The organism is Leclercia pneumoniae, from assembly GCF_017348915.1.
GTDB classification, from domain to species: Bacteria; Pseudomonadota; Gammaproteobacteria; order Enterobacterales; family Enterobacteriaceae; genus Enterobacter; species Enterobacter pneumoniae.
Map to the genome: position 1 here is coordinate 857,396 of NZ_CP071383.1, position 16,244 is coordinate 873,639.

The 16,244-nt window shown below is 55.9% G+C and carries 16 protein-coding genes; 13 read left to right on the plus strand and 3 right to left on the minus strand.

Going from position 1 to position 16,244, the window contains the following annotated elements:
• The first annotated feature begins 254 nt into the window (after positions 1–254).
• Genes JZ655_RS03985 through nqrM form a run of 7 tightly spaced genes read left to right on the plus strand, consistent with a single transcriptional unit; the run spans position 255 to position 6,310 of the window.
• A complete protein-coding gene (locus JZ655_RS03985) occupies positions 255–1,598 on the plus strand; it encodes a Na(+)-translocating NADH-quinone reductase subunit A (RefSeq protein ID WP_207293048.1) in 1,344 nt (447 codons plus the stop codon).
• A gap of 3 nt (positions 1,599–1,601) precedes the next feature.
• Positions 1,602–2,840, plus strand: coding sequence for an NADH:ubiquinone reductase (Na(+)-transporting) subunit B (locus JZ655_RS03990; protein ID WP_046886708.1), 1,239 nt, complete (start codon positions 1,602–1,604; stop codon positions 2,838–2,840).
• The gene (locus JZ655_RS03995) at positions 2,833–3,627 is read left to right on the plus strand and encodes a Na(+)-translocating NADH-quinone reductase subunit C (protein WP_046886709.1); all 795 of its coding nucleotides are present in this window, start codon (positions 2,833–2,835) and stop codon (positions 3,625–3,627) included. Before JZ655_RS03990 ends, JZ655_RS03995 begins: the two co-directional genes overlap by 8 nt.
• Positions 3,620–4,258: an NADH:ubiquinone reductase (Na(+)-transporting) subunit D gene (locus JZ655_RS04000; RefSeq protein WP_032616678.1), complete on the plus strand. Its 639-nt coding sequence runs from the start codon at positions 3,620–3,622 to the stop codon at positions 4,256–4,258. The genes JZ655_RS03995 and JZ655_RS04000 overlap by 8 nt, the downstream gene beginning before the upstream one ends.
• Positions 4,259–4,264: 6 nt before the next feature.
• The gene (gene nqrE, locus JZ655_RS04005; RefSeq protein WP_046886710.1) at positions 4,265–4,861 is read left to right on the plus strand and encodes an NADH:ubiquinone reductase (Na(+)-transporting) subunit E; all 597 of its coding nucleotides are present in this window, start codon (positions 4,265–4,267) and stop codon (positions 4,859–4,861) included.
• 11 nt (positions 4,862–4,872) lie between these two features.
• Complete coding sequence (gene nqrF, locus JZ655_RS04010; protein WP_046886711.1) at positions 4,873–6,096, plus strand: NADH:ubiquinone reductase (Na(+)-transporting) subunit F; 1,224 nt, start codon at positions 4,873–4,875, stop codon at positions 6,094–6,096.
• Position 6,097: 1 nt separating this feature from the next.
• Positions 6,098–6,310: a (Na+)-NQR maturation NqrM gene (gene nqrM, locus JZ655_RS04015; RefSeq protein ID WP_046886712.1), complete on the plus strand. Its 213-nt coding sequence runs from the start codon at positions 6,098–6,100 to the stop codon at positions 6,308–6,310.
• Between the two features lie 34 nt (positions 6,311–6,344).
• Here the strand turns inward: nqrM and JZ655_RS04020 are convergent, their stop codons facing one another.
• Positions 6,345–7,190, minus strand: a complete 846-nt coding sequence (locus tag JZ655_RS04020; protein ID WP_207293049.1) for a glycerophosphodiester phosphodiesterase family protein — start codon at positions 7,188–7,190, stop codon at positions 6,345–6,347.
• 157 nt (positions 7,191–7,347) lie between these two features.
• Between JZ655_RS04020 and dinB the strand changes: the two genes are divergently transcribed.
• On the plus strand, positions 7,348–8,406 hold the full coding sequence (gene dinB, locus JZ655_RS04025; RefSeq protein ID WP_207293050.1) for a DNA polymerase IV: 1,059 nt from the start codon (positions 7,348–7,350) through the stop codon (positions 8,404–8,406).
• Positions 8,407–8,447: 41 nt separating this feature from the next.
• Here dinB and pepD read toward each other — a convergent pair whose 3' ends face one another.
• Positions 8,448–9,905 carry a cytosol nonspecific dipeptidase gene (gene pepD, locus JZ655_RS04030; protein WP_207293051.1) on the minus strand — a complete coding sequence of 486 codons (1,458 nt, stop codon included), beginning with the start codon at positions 9,903–9,905 and terminating at the stop codon, positions 8,448–8,450.
• A gap of 257 nt (positions 9,906–10,162) precedes the next feature.
• Here pepD and gpt point away from each other — a divergent pair, with 257 nt between their 5' ends.
• The 3 genes from gpt (at position 10,163) to crl (ending at position 12,422) form a co-directional block, all read left to right on the plus strand.
• Positions 10,163–10,621: a xanthine phosphoribosyltransferase gene (gene gpt / locus JZ655_RS04035; protein ID WP_040077024.1), complete on the plus strand. Its 459-nt coding sequence runs from the start codon at positions 10,163–10,165 to the stop codon at positions 10,619–10,621.
• 97 nt (positions 10,622–10,718) lie between these two features.
• Entirely contained in the window at positions 10,719–11,963 is a 1,245-nt protein-coding gene (gene frsA / locus JZ655_RS04040; protein ID WP_046886716.1) for an esterase FrsA, read from the plus strand.
• A gap of 57 nt (positions 11,964–12,020) precedes the next feature.
• Positions 12,021–12,422, plus strand: a complete 402-nt coding sequence (crl, locus tag JZ655_RS04045) for a sigma factor-binding protein Crl (RefSeq protein WP_046886717.1) — start codon at positions 12,021–12,023, stop codon at positions 12,420–12,422.
• A gap of 68 nt (positions 12,423–12,490) precedes the next feature.
• Here the strand turns inward: crl and phoE are convergent, their stop codons facing one another.
• Entirely contained in the window at positions 12,491–13,543 is a 1,053-nt protein-coding gene (gene phoE / locus JZ655_RS04050; protein WP_207293052.1) for a phosphoporin PhoE, read from the minus strand.
• 306 nt (positions 13,544–13,849) lie between these two features.
• On the opposite strand from phoE, the gene proB reads away from it, so the two are divergent.
• Together proB and proA are read left to right on the plus strand one after the other, a co-directional pair.
• Positions 13,850–14,953: a glutamate 5-kinase gene (gene proB / locus JZ655_RS04055; protein WP_040077021.1), complete on the plus strand. Its 1,104-nt coding sequence runs from the start codon at positions 13,850–13,852 to the stop codon at positions 14,951–14,953.
• A 10-nt stretch (positions 14,954–14,963) separates the two neighbouring features.
• A complete protein-coding gene (gene proA / locus JZ655_RS04060; protein WP_207293053.1) occupies positions 14,964–16,217 on the plus strand; it encodes a glutamate-5-semialdehyde dehydrogenase in 1,254 nt (417 codons plus the stop codon).
• Positions 16,218–16,244: the final 27 nt, after the last annotated feature.

A 16,244-nucleotide genomic window follows, 5' to 3' on the forward strand; every position in this document is an offset into this window, starting at 1 on the left:
GATGGCTGTGAGAACTTTGCGCATTAGCTCGCATTTTAGTGCCCGGGACGCCGCAATTCCTGCCGCCTGAACCAGGGAAATGGTACACTTCGGCAGCCTTAAGACCGAAGGATTAGAAAGGATGCTTTTCTCAGGAGTTGGCTCAACTCCGCCGCTTATCCGGGTGCCTCAACCCTTCCTTTCTTCCTGTGTATCGATTATTGACCCGTCTGGCTTGTTGGCCGGTCAGGTCGTTTATGGGTATTTCTAACACTATGATAAGAATCAAAAAAGGACTTGATTTGCCGATCTCCGGCATTCCAGTGCAGCAGATCTCTCCAGGCTCGCGCCCGCATCATGTCGCTGTTCTGGGGGATGACTACGTGGGGATGCGGCCTGCCATGCTGGTACAGGAGGGGGACAGCGTTGTAAAAGGACAGGCGCTGTTCGAAGATAAAAAGAACCCGGGCGTGCTCTTTACCGCCCCGGCCAGCGGCACCGTGGTGGCTATTCATCGCGGCGAGCGGCGCGTTCTGCAATCGGTGGTGATTCGCATTGAGGGCGACAGCCAGCGTGAGTTCGCCCACTACCCGCTCGCTGAGCTGCCAACGCTCAGTCGTTCGGCAGTGCAAGCGCAACTGTTGGCTTCTGGTCTCTGGACGGCGCTACGCACGCGTCCTTACAGTAAAACGCCGGTTCCCGATACGGTCCCGGCAGCCATTTTCGTGACCGCTATCGACACCCATCCCCTGAGCGCTGACCCGCAGCCGATTATTCTGGCCCAGCGTCAGGACTTTGATGCCGGGCTAACGGTACTGACGCGTCTGACCGACGGGCGGGTACATGTCTGCCAGGCCAGCGGCGGGAAGCTGGGCGGTCATGCACAGGGGCAAGTGACCTTTAATGCGTTTGCTGGCCCGCATCCGGCCGGGCTGGTGGGTACGCATATCCATTTCCTTGAGCCGGTGAGCCTGACAAAACAGGTCTGGCATCTCAATTATCAGGATGTTATCGCCATCGGTAAGCTCTTTACCACCGGGGTGCTCTCCAGCGAACGCGTGATCGCGCTTGGCGGCCCACAGCTGAAAACGCCGCGACTGGTGCGTACCGAACTGGGTGCCGATCTTAACGAACTGCTGGCCCAGGAGACCCTGGATGGGGAAAACCGTCACATCTCCGGTTCGGTGCTGAGCGGCAGGCATGCCACAGGTGCGCAGGCATACCTCGGGCGTTTTCATCTGCAGGTCAGCGTCGTGCTGGAAGGGCGTGAAAAAGAGCTTTTCGGTTGGGTGATGCCGGGCGCGGAGAAGCATTCCGTCACCCGCACCACCCTCGGCCATTTCCTGCGTAAAAAGCTGTTTAATTTCTCGACGTCTACCCATGGTGGCGAACGTGCCATGGTTCCCATCGGCAACTACGAGCGAGTAATGCCGCTCGATATTTTGCCCACTCTGCTCCTGCGCGATTTGCTGGCCGGTGATACCGACGGCGCGCAGGCGCTGGGCTGCCTGGAGCTGGATGAAGAAGATCTGGCGCTCTGCACCTACGTTTGCCCAGGAAAATACGAATATGGACCGGTGTTGCGCGAGGTAATAACCCGCATTGAGCAGGAAGGATAACCGATGGGCCTGAAACATCTCATTGAAAAACTGGAGCCGCACTTTACGCATGGCGGCAAACTGGAAAAGTATTACCCGCTGTTTGAAGCGACCACAACGGTGTTTTACACCCCGGGTCAGGTGACGAAGGGGGCTGCGCACGTACGCGATGCCATCGATCTCAAAAGGATGATGATCCTCGTCTGGTTTGCCGTCTTCCCTGCGATGTTCTGGGGCATGTACAACGTGGGCCTGCAAACCATCCCGGCGTTGCACCATCTGTACGACGCCCAGCAACTCCAGCAGGTTATTCAGGGCGACTGGCACTACCGCGTGGCGCAGATGCTCGGCGTGAGCTTTGCTGCCGATGCTGGCTGGATAAGCATGATGACCCTGGGGGCCGTCTACTTCCTGCCTGTTTATATGACGGTTTTCCTGGTCGGTGGCTTCTGGGAAGTGCTGTTTGCCATCGTGCGTAAGCACGAGATTAACGAGGGATTCTTCGTCACCTCAATTCTGTTTGCCCTGATTGTGCCCCCCACGCTTCCTTTGTGGCAGGCGGCGATGGGCATCAGTTTTGGCGTGGTGATGGCGAAAGAACTCTTCGGCGGCACCGGACGTAACTTCCTCAATCCGGCCCTGGCCGGCCGTGCTTTTCTCTTCTTTGCCTATCCGGCCCAAATTTCTGGCGACCTGGTCTGGACGGCGGCTGACGGCTTCTCGGGCGCAACGCCGCTTTCGCAGTGGGCGGCACACGGCGGTGAGACGCTGGTCAATAACGCCACCGGCCAGCCCGTTAGTTGGTTTGATGCCTTTATCGGCACCATTCCGGGGTCGATAGGTGAGGTATCAACGCTGATGATCCTGATTGGCGGTGCCATCATTCTGTTTGGTCGCGTCGCCTCCTGGCGCATCGTGGCCGGGGTCATGATCGGCATGATTGCCATCGCCTCGCTCTTTAACCTGATAGGTTCCGACACCAACCCGATGTTCTCTATGCCATGGTACTGGCACCTAGTACTGGGCGGTTTTGCCTTCGGCATGATGTTTATGGCAACCGATCCGGTCTCGGCTTCATTTACCGACAAAGGGAAGTGGTGCTACGGCATCCTGATCGGTGCCATGTGCGTGTTGATCCGCGTGGTCAACCCGGCTTATCCGGAAGGGATGATGCTGGCGATCCTGTTTGCCAACCTGTTCGCGCCGCTGTTCGACTACCTGGTGGCGCAGGCCAACATCAGACGGAGGAAGGCGCGTGGCTGAGAACAAAAATAACGATAGCATCGGCAAGACCTTGATGGTGGTGCTGGTGCTGTGCCTGGTGTGCTCCATTGTGGTGGCGGGCTCTGCCGTAGGGCTGAAGTCGCGCCAGCAGGAGCAGCGAGCCCTGGACAAACAGCGCAATATCCTGGCGGTAACGGGACTCATGCAGGGTGAGATGAGCGCTGAAGAGGTCGCACAGACCTTTGCCGAGCGGATCACGCCGAAGCTGGTGGAGCTAAAAACCGGCGCGATACTCGACAAGGATCCAAACAGCTATAACCAGGGGCTGGCGCTAAAGGATCCCAAAATGAGTACGGTACTGGAGGCCAGCGAAGATCCGGCGGGTATTAAGCGTCGCAGCAACGTTGCTGAAATCTACCTGGTGCGCGATGAACAACAACGTGTGCAGCAACTGGTTCTGCCGGTCTATGGCAACGGCCTGTGGTCAATGATGTATGCCTTTGTGGCCCTTGATACCGATGGTCGCACCGTTAAAGGCATCACCTGGTACGACCAGGGAGAAACCCCGGGGCTGGGCGGTGAAGTCGAAAACCCGGGCTGGCGTGCGCAATTTATTGGCAAAAAAGTGCTGGACGATAACGGGCAGCCGGCGCTGAAAGTGATGAAAGGCGCTGCGCGGCAAGGCGACGAGTACGCGGTAGATGGCCTTTCTGGCGCCACGCTCACCTCGAACGGCGTACAACACAGTTTCGATTTCTGGATGGGCGAACTGGGTTTTGGGCCCTTTCTTAAAAAAGTACGTGAAGGAGAGCTGAATCATGGCTGACGCGGGCGAGCTGAAAGAAGTCAAACGGGTTTTGATTGGGCCGTTGATTGCCAATAACCCTATCACCCTGCAGGTGCTGGGGGTCTGCTCGGCGCTGGCGGTGACCACAAAACTGGAAACGGCGGTGGTCATGACTCTGGCGGTGACGCTGGTGACGGCGTTCTCCAGCATGTTTATCTCGATGATTCGCCACCATATCCCCAACAGCGTACGCATTATTGTGCAGATGGCGATCATCGCCTCGCTGGTGATCGTGGTGGATCAACTGTTACGCGCCTTCGCCTATGAAACCTCGAAACAGCTGTCGGTTTTTGTCGGCTTGATCATCACCAACTGTATTGTGATGGGCCGGGCTGAAGCCTACGCCATGAAAATGCCGCCGCTGGCAAGCTTTATGGATGGCATTGGCAACGGCCTCGGTTACGGGGTGATTCTACTGACCGTGGGCTTCCTGCGAGAGCTGATTGGCAGCGGAAAACTGTTTGGGATTACGGTACTGGATACCGTGCAAAACGGTGGCTGGTACCTGCCGAATGGCCTGTTTTTGCTGGCGCCAAGCGCCTTCTTCATTATCGGTTTGTTGATCTGGGCGGTGAGAACCTGGCGCCCGGAGCAGCAGGAAAAGGAGTAACCGACAATGGCTCATTACCTTAGTTTGTTTGTGCGCGCGGTGTTTGTCGAAAACATGGCGCTCGCGTTCTTCCTCGGGATGTGTACCTTTCTTGCCGTCTCCAAAAAGGTATCGACCGCGTTTGGTCTTGGCGTGGCCGTGACGGTGGTGCTGGGGTTGTCGGTCCCGATTAACAATCTGGTCTTCAACCTGGTGCTGCGCGACGGTGCGCTGGTGGAAGGGGTGGATCTCAGCTTCCTTAACTTCATTACCTTTATTGGCGTGATTGCTGCGCTGGTGCAGATTCTGGAGATGATCCTCGATAAATACTTTCCATCCCTTTACAACGCGCTGGGGATCTTCCTGCCGTTGATTGCGGTGAACTGCGCCATCTTTGGCGGGGTGTCATTTATGGTTCAGCGTGATTACAACTTCACCGAGTCGGTCGTGTACGGATTTGGCTCGGGTATTGGCTGGATGCTGGCGATTGTCACCATGGCAGGGATCCGCGAAAAAATGAAATACGCTAACGTGCCGGCCGGTCTGCGCGGCTTAGGGATCACCTTTATCACCACCGGTTTAATGGCGCTGGGCTTTATGTCCTTCTCCGGTGTGCAGCTATAAGGGCTTAATAAATGGAAATTATTCTTGGCGTCGTGATGTTTACGCTCATCGTTCTGATGCTGTCCGGGTTGATTCTGGTGGCGCGTGCGAAGCTGGTTAATGCCGGTGATGTCACGATCGATATTAACGATGAAGCGGACAAACAGATTCGCACCGCGGCGGGTGATAAGCTGCTCAATACGCTCTCCGGCAACGGCATTTTCGTCTCCTCCGCCTGCGGCGGCGGCGGCTCCTGCGGACAGTGCCGGGTTGTCGTGAAAGAGGGGGGCGGTGACATCCTCCCCACCGAGCTTGCGCATATCAGTAAGCGCGAGGCGAAAGAGGGATGTCGTCTGGCCTGCCAGGTGGCGGTGCGCCAGAACATGAAAATCGAACTGCCTGAAGAGATTTTCGGCGTTAAGAAGTGGCAGTGTGAAGTGATCTCCAACGATAACAAAGCCACCTTTATCAAGGAGTTGAAGCTGCGGGTACCGGAAGGCGAAGATGTTCCCTTCCGTGCAGGGGGTTATATTCAAATCGAATGTCCCGAACACACCGTGGCTTACGCCGATTTTGATGTGCCTGACGAGTACCGTGCGGACTGGGATAAATTTAATCTTTTCCGCTTCGTCTCTGACGTCAAAGAGCCCACGCTGCGGGCGTACTCCATGGCCAACTATCCGGACGAGAAGGGCATCATCATGCTCAATGTGCGTATCGCCACGCCGCCCCCGGGCGTGCCTGATGCGCCGCCGGGAATTATGTCCTCCTATATCTGGTCGCTGAAAGCGGGCGATAAGGTCACGATTTCCGGGCCGTTTGGCGAGTTCTTTGCCAAAGAGAGCGAGGCCGAAATGGTCTTTATCGGCGGCGGTGCTGGCATGGCGCCGATGCGCTCACATATCTTCGATCAGCTAAAGCGTCTTGGCAGTAAGCGTAAAATCAGCTTCTGGTACGGTGCCCGTTCGCGGCGTGAGATGTTCTACGATGACGAGTTTGAACAGCTGGCGCGAGAAAATCCTAACTTCAGCTTCCACGTTGCGCTCTCCGATCCGCAGCCGGAAGATAACTGGACGGGCTATACCGGCTTCATTCACAACGTGCTGTATGAGAACTACCTCAAGAACCATGCCGCGCCGGAAGACTGCGAGTTCTACATGTGCGGTCCACCGGTGATGAACGCGGCGGTTATCAGGATGCTGAAAGATCTTGGCGTGGAGGATGAGAACATCATGCTGGACGACTTCGGAGGCTGATATGTTTGTTTTTATCGCCACCTTTGCGGTATTTGTGCTGGTTATCTTTGCCATGTCGCTCGGCTGGATCATCAAGCGTAAAAGCCTGCAGGGCAGCTGCGGTGGGATCTCCTCCCTGGGCATGGAGAAAGTGTGCGACTGCCCGGAACCGTGCGATGCGCGGAAAAAACGGATGGAACGTGATGCCCGGCGTCAGCAGGGCAGAATACTCTAAAATCATCAGGCCGCGCTCGCGGCCTGATTAACGATTAATGCCACTGGCTGGCCTGCGCAGGGGAATCGACCACGACACCGTCGGCACCCAGCATTTTTGCAGTCTGGAAATCTTTGCTGGCGTTGATGCCCAGTAAAATAATGTGCGCATTCCCCTGCGAACGGAAACAGGTCATCGCCTCTTTGTCCCACGTCAGCGTCGCCGGCGAAATGCCTTCGCCAAGCGTGAATTTTTCGACTATCTCAACCTTACGGTTAAGCTCCAGGCCATACCAGTATTCATCCATGGTTTTGGCTGGGGCATCGCACAGATGATTCAGCGAAATGTTTGCCAGACGAGTCCGGGTTTCACTGCGGGTCACAAAACGCGGTACCGTAGGCGGCAATGCGTCCAGGTAACGATCTTCCGTGGAGTAAACGCGAACCCGCTGTAAGCTGTTCGTCTCTTGCAGGGTGGCCGTCAACTGTTTCGCCATCTCCTCCGGCGCCGCATCCGGCGATTTAATATCAATAAAGAACCGGGTCTCTGGCCACTGTTCCAGTACGGCTTTTAGCGTCGGGATGGTGGCATCGGCAATCGTCTCTTTCCATTTGGTACCGGCATTAAAGGTCGTAAGCTCGGCAGCAGTGTAGGCAGAAACTTTTCCCTTCATTGACGTTAACGCCTGCAGGTCGCTGGGACGATAAAGCACCGGCACGCCGTCACGGCTAAGCTGTACGGTTATCCAGATGGCCTGAGCCTGATTTTGCAGCGCCAGCTTAATGGCCGGCAGGGTATTTTCTGGCGCGTCGCCCGTGCCGCCACGATGCGCAATGATTTCTGGGCTGGCCCAGAGCGAGGTGCTGAGAAACAGCAGCGAGGCGGCAATCCGTTTGTTCATGAAACGATCTCCAGAGATTTTTTAAAATAATGAATTATAAGGTTTTTATAGGGTTCTCTTTTTAACATAGCCGTATGACGGTAATGAGACGCTAAAACGGCTGTCGCATTAAATGTTGTTTGTTATACTGTATGCAATTACAGGTATGGTGAATGGAATGCGCAAAATCATTCATGTCGATATGGACTGCTTTTTTGCTGCGGTAGAGATGCGGGACAATCCGGCGCTGCGGGATATTCCCATTGCTATCGGCGGCAGCCGCGTAAAGCGGGGCGTCATCAGCACGGCAAACTACCCGGCGCGCAAATTTGGCGTGCGCAGCGCCATGCCTACGGCGATGGCCCTGAAGCTTTGCCCCCACTTAACCCTGTTGCCCGGGCGCTTTGAGGCCTACAAAGAAGCGTCGCTGCATATTCGCGATATCTTCTCCCGCTACACCTCTCTCATTGAGCCCCTGTCGCTTGACGAAGCCTATCTCGACGTTACGGAAAGCCTGCATTGCCACGGCTCGGCAACGTTGATGGCGCAGGAGATTCGCCAAACCATCTCCAACGAACTCAACCTCACCGCCTCGGCGGGGGTGGCGCCGGTAAAATTCCTGGCCAAGATCGCGTCCGATCTTAATAAGCCCAACGGTCAGTATGTGATCACGCCCGATGACGTCCCGGCGTTCTTAAAAACCCTGCCGCTCAGTAAAATCCCCGGGGTGGGCAAAGTCTCTGCGGCAAAGCTGGAGAGCATGGGGCTTCGCACCTGCGAAGATGTGCAAAATAGCGATCTTGCTATGCTCCTTAAGCGGTTCGGTAAATTTGGCCGGGTGTTGTGGGAGCGAAGCCAGGGGATTGACGATCGCGACGTCAACAGCGAGCGGCTGCGAAAATCGGTTGGTGTGGAGCGCACCCTGAGTGATGACATTCATGACTGGGCGGAGTGTGAAAAAATCATTACCGAACAGCTCTATCCCGAGCTAGAGCGGCGACTGGCGAAAGTGAAGCCAGACCTGTTGATTGCCCGTCAGGGGGTCAAACTTAAATTTAATGATTTTCAGCAGACGACCCAGGAGCACGTCTGGCCGCGTCTCAACAAAGACGACCTTGTCGCCACTGCAAAGAAAACCTGGGCAGAGCGTCGGGCAGGGCGGGGCGTACGGCTGGTGGGGTTACACGTCACGCTATTGGATCCGCAATTAGAGCGGCAGCTGTTGCTGGGGTTATAAAAAAGCCCGGCGGAGCCGGGCTGGATGGCGAGCAGAAATGCTTACTTCGCCGGGATGGCTTTCAGCAGTTCTGTCAGCAGGGTCCAGTAGTGGCCCACGCTTTCGATATGAACTTGCTCGTCTGGCGAGTGCGGACCCGTAATGGTTGGGCCGATAGACACCATGTCCATATCCGGGTACGGTTTTTTAAACAGACCGCACTCCAGACCGGCGTGAATCACCTGAATGTTCGGGGTGCTGTTGAACAGACGCTGGTAGGTTTCACGAACCAGAGCCATTACCGGCGAGCTTGCGTCCGGCTGCCAGCCTGGATAGCTGCCTTTTGCGGATGTTTTCGCTCCGGCCAGGGCACCCAGTGATTCCAGCATACTCACAACGTACTCTTTACCGCTGTCGATAAGTGAACGGATCAGGCAGATGATTTCTGCGCTGTCGTCGCTCATGGTCACCACGCCCACGTTCAGGGAGGTTTCCACCACCCCTTTCGCTACGTCGGAGTTACGGATCACGCCGTTTGGTGTGGCATTCAGCAACTGAACAAAGGCGTCACGGGATGCGGTAGTCAGCGCCGCTTTGTCGCTGGAGACGGCTTCGAGCACCACGGTCAGGTTCTTCTCTTTCACCGAGAGTTCGTTTTTCAGGATATCCAGATAAACGTTCGCCAGGTTTTTCAGCGCGTCGGCTTTGTCAGCCGCAACGGCGACGGTGGCGAAGGCTTCGCGCGGGATGGCGTTACGCAGGGTGCCGCCATTGAAATCGACAAGGCGCAGATCCAGTTCGGCCGCGTGGCCTGCCAGGAAGCGTGCCAGCAGTTTGTTCGCATTGCCCAGGCCCAGGTGAATATCGCCGCCGGAGTGGCCACCTTTCAGCCCTTTCAGGGTCAGCTTAAAGGTCTGGAAATTGGCGGGTACCGCTTCACGGGTCAACGGCAGGGTGGCGATGAAATCGATACCGCCAGCGCAACCCATGTAGATCTCACCCTCTTCTTCAGAGTCGGTATTGATCAGGATATCTGCCTGCAGCCAGTTCGCCTGCAGACCAAATGCGCCGTCCATACCCGCTTCTTCCGTCATGGTCAGCAACACTTCCAGCGGGCCATGCTCAACGCTGTCATCAGCCAGTACGGCCAGGGCAGAGGCCATGCCGATACCGTTATCCGCGCCCAGCGTGGTGCCGCGCGCTTTAACCCACTCGCCGTCGATGTACGGCTGAATCGGATCTTTAGTGAAGTCGTGGACGGTGTCGTTGTTTTTCTGTGGAACCATGTCCAGGTGCGCTTGCAGTACAACTGCTTTGCGGTTTTCCATGCCTTTGGTGGCAGGTTTACGGATCAGAATGTTACCAACCTGGTCGCGCTCGGCGTGCAGCCCTTTTTCCTTCGCCCAGCCCATGATGTGTTCGGCAAGCTGTTCTTCGTGATAGGAAGGGTGAGGAATGGAGCAGATTTTGGCAAAAATATCCCACAGCGGTTGTGGAGATAGTTGAGACAGTTCAGACACTATGAGTCTCCTTGTCGATATCCTGCAACAGGGATGCAGGACACGGGGTTAGCAGGTTTAGAGTCACCACAAGTCAGACTTGCGAGATGCGGTTGAGAATACCACTTTCTCTGGCAACGCATAGTATTAAGCATGCAAAAACTCCACCCCATGCCGCTTAACACTGGTTTTTAGTGCGTCAGATCTCTATAATCTCGCGCAACCTGGTTCACCCCTCATTTTTTTAAGCCGTATACAAACAGGCTGGGACACTTCACATGAGCGAAAAATACGTCGTCACCTGGGACATGTTGCAGATTCACGCACGCAAACTGGCTGCGCGCCTGATGCCTTCCGAACAGTGGAAAGGCATTATCGCCGTTAGCCGTGGCGGTTTGGTACCGGGGGCGCTGCTGGCACGTGAGCTGGGTATTCGTCATGTCGATACCGTCTGCATCTCCAGCTACGACCATGACAACCAGCGTGAGCTGACAGTACTCAAGCGCGCCGAAGGTGATGGCGAAGGCTTTATCGTTATTGACGACCTGGTCGATACCGGTGGCACCGCGGTCGCTATTCGCGAAATGTATCCAAAAGCGCATTTCGTCACTATCTTCGCAAAACCGGCGGGTAAACCACTGGTGGATGATTATGTGATTGATATCCCGCAAGATACCTGGATTGAGCAGCCATGGGATATGGGCGTGGTCTTCGTACCGCCTATTTCAGGCCGCTAAATCCTCTTTTTAACGCCCGGTGACGCCGGGCGTTATTGTTTTTGCCTGTAGCACGTTACAATAGCCTTCTCTGACGTATCTCTAGAGGCAGCGCGAAATGACCCAGGCGAATCTCAGCGAAATTCTCTTCAAACCCAAATTCAAACATCCGGAAACCTCGACCCTGGTTCGCCGCTTCAACAGTGGCACAGAGCAGCAGGTGCAGTCCGCGCTGGATGGCAAAAATATTCCTCACTGGTATCGCATGATTAACCGCCTGATGTGGATTTGGCGCGGGATCGATCCGCGTGAAATTCTGGAGGTGCAGGCGCGCATTGTGATGAGTGATGCCGAGCGTACCGATCCGGAACTGTACGACACGGTGGTGGGATATCGTGGCGGCAACTGGATCTATGAGTGGGCAAAACAGGCGATGCTCTGGCAGCAGAAAGCCACGCAGGAGCCAGACCCGGCCCTCAGCGGCCAGCACTGGCTGCACGCCGCCGACCTTTACAGTATCGCGGCGTATCCGCATCTGAAGGGCGATGAGCTGGCAGAGCAGGCGCAGGCGCTGGCGAATCGCGCCTATCAGGAGGCCGCGCAGCACCTGCCGGGGCGGATACGTGAAATCGAATTCACCATTCCCGGCGGCCCCTCCGTGACCGGATTCCTGCATATGCCCGCAGGCGAGGGTCCCTTCCCGACGGTTATGATGTGCGGCGGCCTCGATTCTCTGCAGACCGATTATTACAGCCTTTATGAACGCTATTTCGCCCCGCAGGGCGTCGCGATGCTCACCCTGGATATGCCCTCTATTGGCTTCTCTTCGAAATGGAAGCTGACCCAGGATTCAAGCTTGCTCCATCAGCACGCCCTGAGATCGCTGGAAAAAAATCCCTGGGTCGATCATACCCGCGTCGCGGCATTTGGTTTCCGTTTTGGTGCGAACGTGGCGGTGCGTCTGGCCTATCTGGAGTCGTCACGCCTGAAGGCGGTGGCCTGTCTCGGTCCGGTCGTCCACGCCCTGCTTAGCGAACCCGCCCGGCAGGGGGGCGTGCCAGAGATGTATCTGGATGTGCTCGCCAGCCGCCTGGGCATGCAGCAAGCCTCCGACGAGGCGCTGCGCATCGAGCTCAACCGTTATTCGTTAAAAACGCAGGGCTTGCTGGGGCGACGCTGCCCAACGCCGATGCTCTCGGGCTACTGGAAGAACGATCCATTCAGCCCGGAAGAGGAGTCACGTTTAATCACCTCGTCATCTGTCGATGGCAAGCTGCTGGAGGTGCCGTTTAGCCCGGTTTACCAGAATTTTGACAAAGCACTGCAGCAAATCTCGCGTTGGATCCATCAGAGATTGTGTTGATTGATTGCTAATTTTTTGTGGTTTGGTAAAACAGTGGCTTCACAAAAGGAGATCGCAATGACGTTACCGAGTGGACATCCGAAAAGTAGAATGATCAAAAAGTTCATGGCTCTTGGCCCGTACATCCGGGAAGAGCAGTGCGAAGGGGCACGCTTTTTTTTCGATTGCCTGGCAGTTTGCGTCAATGTTAAGCCCGCGCCGGAAAAGCGCGAATTCTGGGGCTGGTGGATGGAGATGGAAGCAGAAGAGAGCCGATTTACTTACAGCTACCAGTTTGGTCTGTTTGATAAAGATGGGCACTGGCAGGCGGTCGCCATTAAAGATCCCGAGGTGGTGCAGCGTCTGGAACACACCCTGCGTGAATTCCATGAAAAAGCACGCACTCTGCTGGCAAGTTTTGAACTGAAACTGGAACCTGCCGATGATTTCACCAATCAACCGGTGAAACTTACCGCCTGATCGCGGGGTCACCAATACAAAATAAAAAAGCCCGGCGCTCTGGCAGCCGGGCTTTTTTTTAGTATGAATTAGAACTGGTAGGTCATACCTAGGGCAACGATGTCGTCGCTGCTCACGCCCAGCGCATTATCGTCGTCGATCTGGTTGATTTTATAATCAACAAACGCGGACATGTTTTTGTTGAAATAATAGGTCGCGCCCACATCGATATATTTCACGAGATCTTCGCTGCCGATCCCTTCAATATTTTTGCCTTTAGACTGGACATAACCCAGGGATGGGCGCAGACCAAAGTCAAATTGATATTGTGCCACTACTTCAAAGTTCTGTGCTTTATTCGCAAAGCCACCGGAAATAGGGGTCATATTGCGGGTTTCGGTATACATAGCCGCCAGGTAGATATCGTTAGCGTCATATTTCAGACCGGTACCCCAGGCTTCGGCTTTGTCGCCGTTACCACGTGCCAGCAAGTTCTGATCGTTGGTACGATCGGAGTTGGTATACGCGCCGCTCACCGCAAACGCGCTGCCGCCGAAGTCATAGCTTAAAGAGGTACCGAAGCCGTCGCCGTTCTGTTTCTTGGCGTCGCGACCTTCGTTTTTACCCTGATATTGCAGAGTCAGATCCAGGCCGTCTACCGCACCGAAGAAGTCGGTGTTGCGATACGTCGCCAGGCCGCTGGAGCGTTTGGTCATGAAGTTATCGGTCTGACCAGAGGAGTCGCCGCCGAATTCCGGGAACATATCGGTCCAGGCTTCTACGTCGTACAGTGCGCCCAGGTTACGGCCATAGTCGAAAGAACCAATATCTTTAATTTTAAGACCGGCGAAGGCCAGACGGGTCTTTTGCGTAGCGTCGCTCTCGGCTTTGTTGCCAGAGAATTCTGCTTCCCAGCGACCGTAACCGGTCAGCTGATCGTTAATTTGAGTTTCGCCTTTAAAGCCGAAACGGACGTAGGTCTGGTCACCATCTTTGGCGTCGTCATCACTGAGGTAGTGCATGGCTTTTACTTTACCGTACACATCCAGTTTATTTCCGTTTTTATTAAAAACTTCTGCTGCGTGAACAGATGCGGAAGCAACAACGCTCATTACCACTAATGCCAGAGTACTCTTTTTCATTTTCAATCCTGAGTGTTTTGTAAACGCGCTAATATTCGCTGAGCAATAAGAATCGACTTATTACCCCGTGAAAAACAGGAAGGGTTTTAACGTCCGCGGGTGAACGTTTTATGACAATTTCAGAATAATTTCAAAAAGCGCTGATTTATTATTTCAGTAATAAAAATGTAAAAATCTGCCGCTACGCTTCCTGATCCCGCGCAATAAAGTGTTCCCCTCTGCGCAAAGCCTGTTGGCAACGCGGCTCAGTCCTGCTAAAACGTCTGATTAACATCATTTTCCCTTATTGTTGAACGGCAGAGAATCATGAGTGATAGCCAGACGCTGGTCGTAAAACTCGGTACCAGTGTATTAACAGGCGGATCGCGCCGCCTTAATCGCGCCCATATCGTTGAGCTGGTGCGCCAGTGCGCGCAGCTGCATGCCGCAGGGCATCGCATTGTTATTGTTACCTCCGGCGCGATTGCCGCCGGGCGCGAACATCTGGGCTACCCTGAACTCCCCGCAACGATTGCCTCCAAGCAGCTGCTCGCCGCCGTGGGCCAGAGCCGCCTGATTCAGCTCTGGGAGCAGCTCTTCTCCATTTACGGCATCCACGTAGGCCAGATGTTGCTGACCCGCGCAGACATGGAAGACCGCGAGCGTTTCCTGAACGCCCGGGATACCCTGCGCGCGCTTCTGGATAACAACATTGTGCCGGTCATCAACGAAAACGATGCGGTGGCCACCGCCGAAATCAAAGTCGGCGATAACGATAACCTCTCTGCACTTGCGGCTATTCTGGCGGGGGCCGATAAACTGCTGCTGCTGACCGACCAGCAAGGGCTGTTCACCGCCGATCCGCGTACCAACCCACAGGCTGAACTGATCACCGATGTGAAAGGGATCGACGATGCGCTGCGCGCGATTGCCGGCGACAGCGTTTCGGGCCTGGGGACGGGCGGCATGGGCACAAAACTGCAGGCTGCGGACGTGGCTTGCCGCGCGGGCATCGACACCATTATTGCGGCGGGCAGCCGTCCTGGCGTGATTGGCGATGTGATGGAGGGTATCTCTGTCGGCACGCGTTTCCATGCCGAAGCGACGCCGCTGGAGAACCGTAAACGCTGGATCTTCGGTGCCCCCCCGGCGGGGCAGCTCACCGTGGACGAAGGCGCGACCGCGGCAATTCTGGAACGTGGGAGCTCATTGCTTCCAAAAGGCATTAAAAACGTGACAGGTAACTTCTCCCGTGGTGAAGTGATCCGCATCTGCAATCAGGAAGGGCGCGATATTGCCCACGGCGTTTCTCGCTATAACAGCGATGCGCTGCGCCGTATCGCAGGCCATCACTCCCAGCAGATTGACGCGATTCTCGGGTATGAATATGGCCCGGTTGCTGTTCATCGTGACGATATGATCATTCGCTAAGGAGCCAGAAATGTTGGAACAAATGGGCGCCGCCGCCAAAGCCGCCTCGTACAAGCTGGCGCTCCTCTCCAGTCGCGAGAAAAACCGCGTGCTGGAAAAAATCGCTGATTATCTGGAAGCGCAGTCCGCTGAGATTCTGCTCGCCAACGAACAGGATCTGCTGGAAGCCCGTCGCAATGGTCTGAGCGAGGCTATGCTCGACCGCCTGGCCCTGAATCCGGCGCGTCTGAAAGGCATCGCCGACGATGTGCGTCAGGTCTGCAATCTGGCCGACCCGGTTGGACAAATTATTGACGGCGGTCTGCTGGACAGCGGCCTGCGCATTGAACGTCGCCGCGTACCGCTGGGCGTAATCGGCGTGATTTATGAAGCCCGCCCGAACGTGACGGTGGATGTTGCCTCCCTGTGCCTGAAGACCGGCAACGCCGCGATCCTGCGCGGCGGGAAAGAGACCTGGCGTACCAACGCCGCGACCGTGAAAGTGATTCAGCAAGCGCTGGAAGAGTGCGGCCTGCCAGCCGGTGCCGTACAGGCGATCGAAAGTCCGGATCGCGCGCTGGTAACCGAAATGCTGCGCATGGATAAGTACATCGACATGTTGATCCCGCGCGGTGGCGCTGGCCTGCACAAACTGTGCCGCGAACAGTCAACGATTCCGGTGATCACCGGAGGGATCGGGGTGTGTCACATCCTGGTCGATGAGAGCGCCGAGATCGACCCGGCGTTGAAGATCATCGTTAACGCTAAAACCCAGCGTCCCAGCACCTGTAACACCGTTGAAACGCTGCTGGTACACCGGGGCATCGCCAGCACCTTCCTGCCGGCGCTGAGTAAGCAGATGGCGGAAAGCGGCGTCACCCTCCATGCGGAACCAGATGCGCTGGCACTGCTGCAAAGCGGCCCGGCGAAGGTTGAGGCGGTGAAAGCGGAACAGTACGACGACGAATACCTGTCGCTGGATCTGAACGTCAAACTGGTGGCCGATCTGGATGAGGCCATTGCGCACATCCGTGAACATGGCACGCAGCACTCTGATGCGATCCTGACCCGCACGCTGCGCCATGCCGACCGCTTTATCAATGAAGTGGACTCATCGGCGGTGTACATCAATGCCTCTACCCGCTTCACCGACGGCGGACAGTTTGGCCTGGGCGCGGAAGTGGCGGTAAGTACCCAGAAGCTGCATGCGCGTGGCCCGATGGGGCTTGAAGCCTTAACCACCTACAAGTGGGTCGGCTTCGGCGACGACACGGTGCGTCGCTAACGACGCTGATGCACGCGGGTGGCTTGT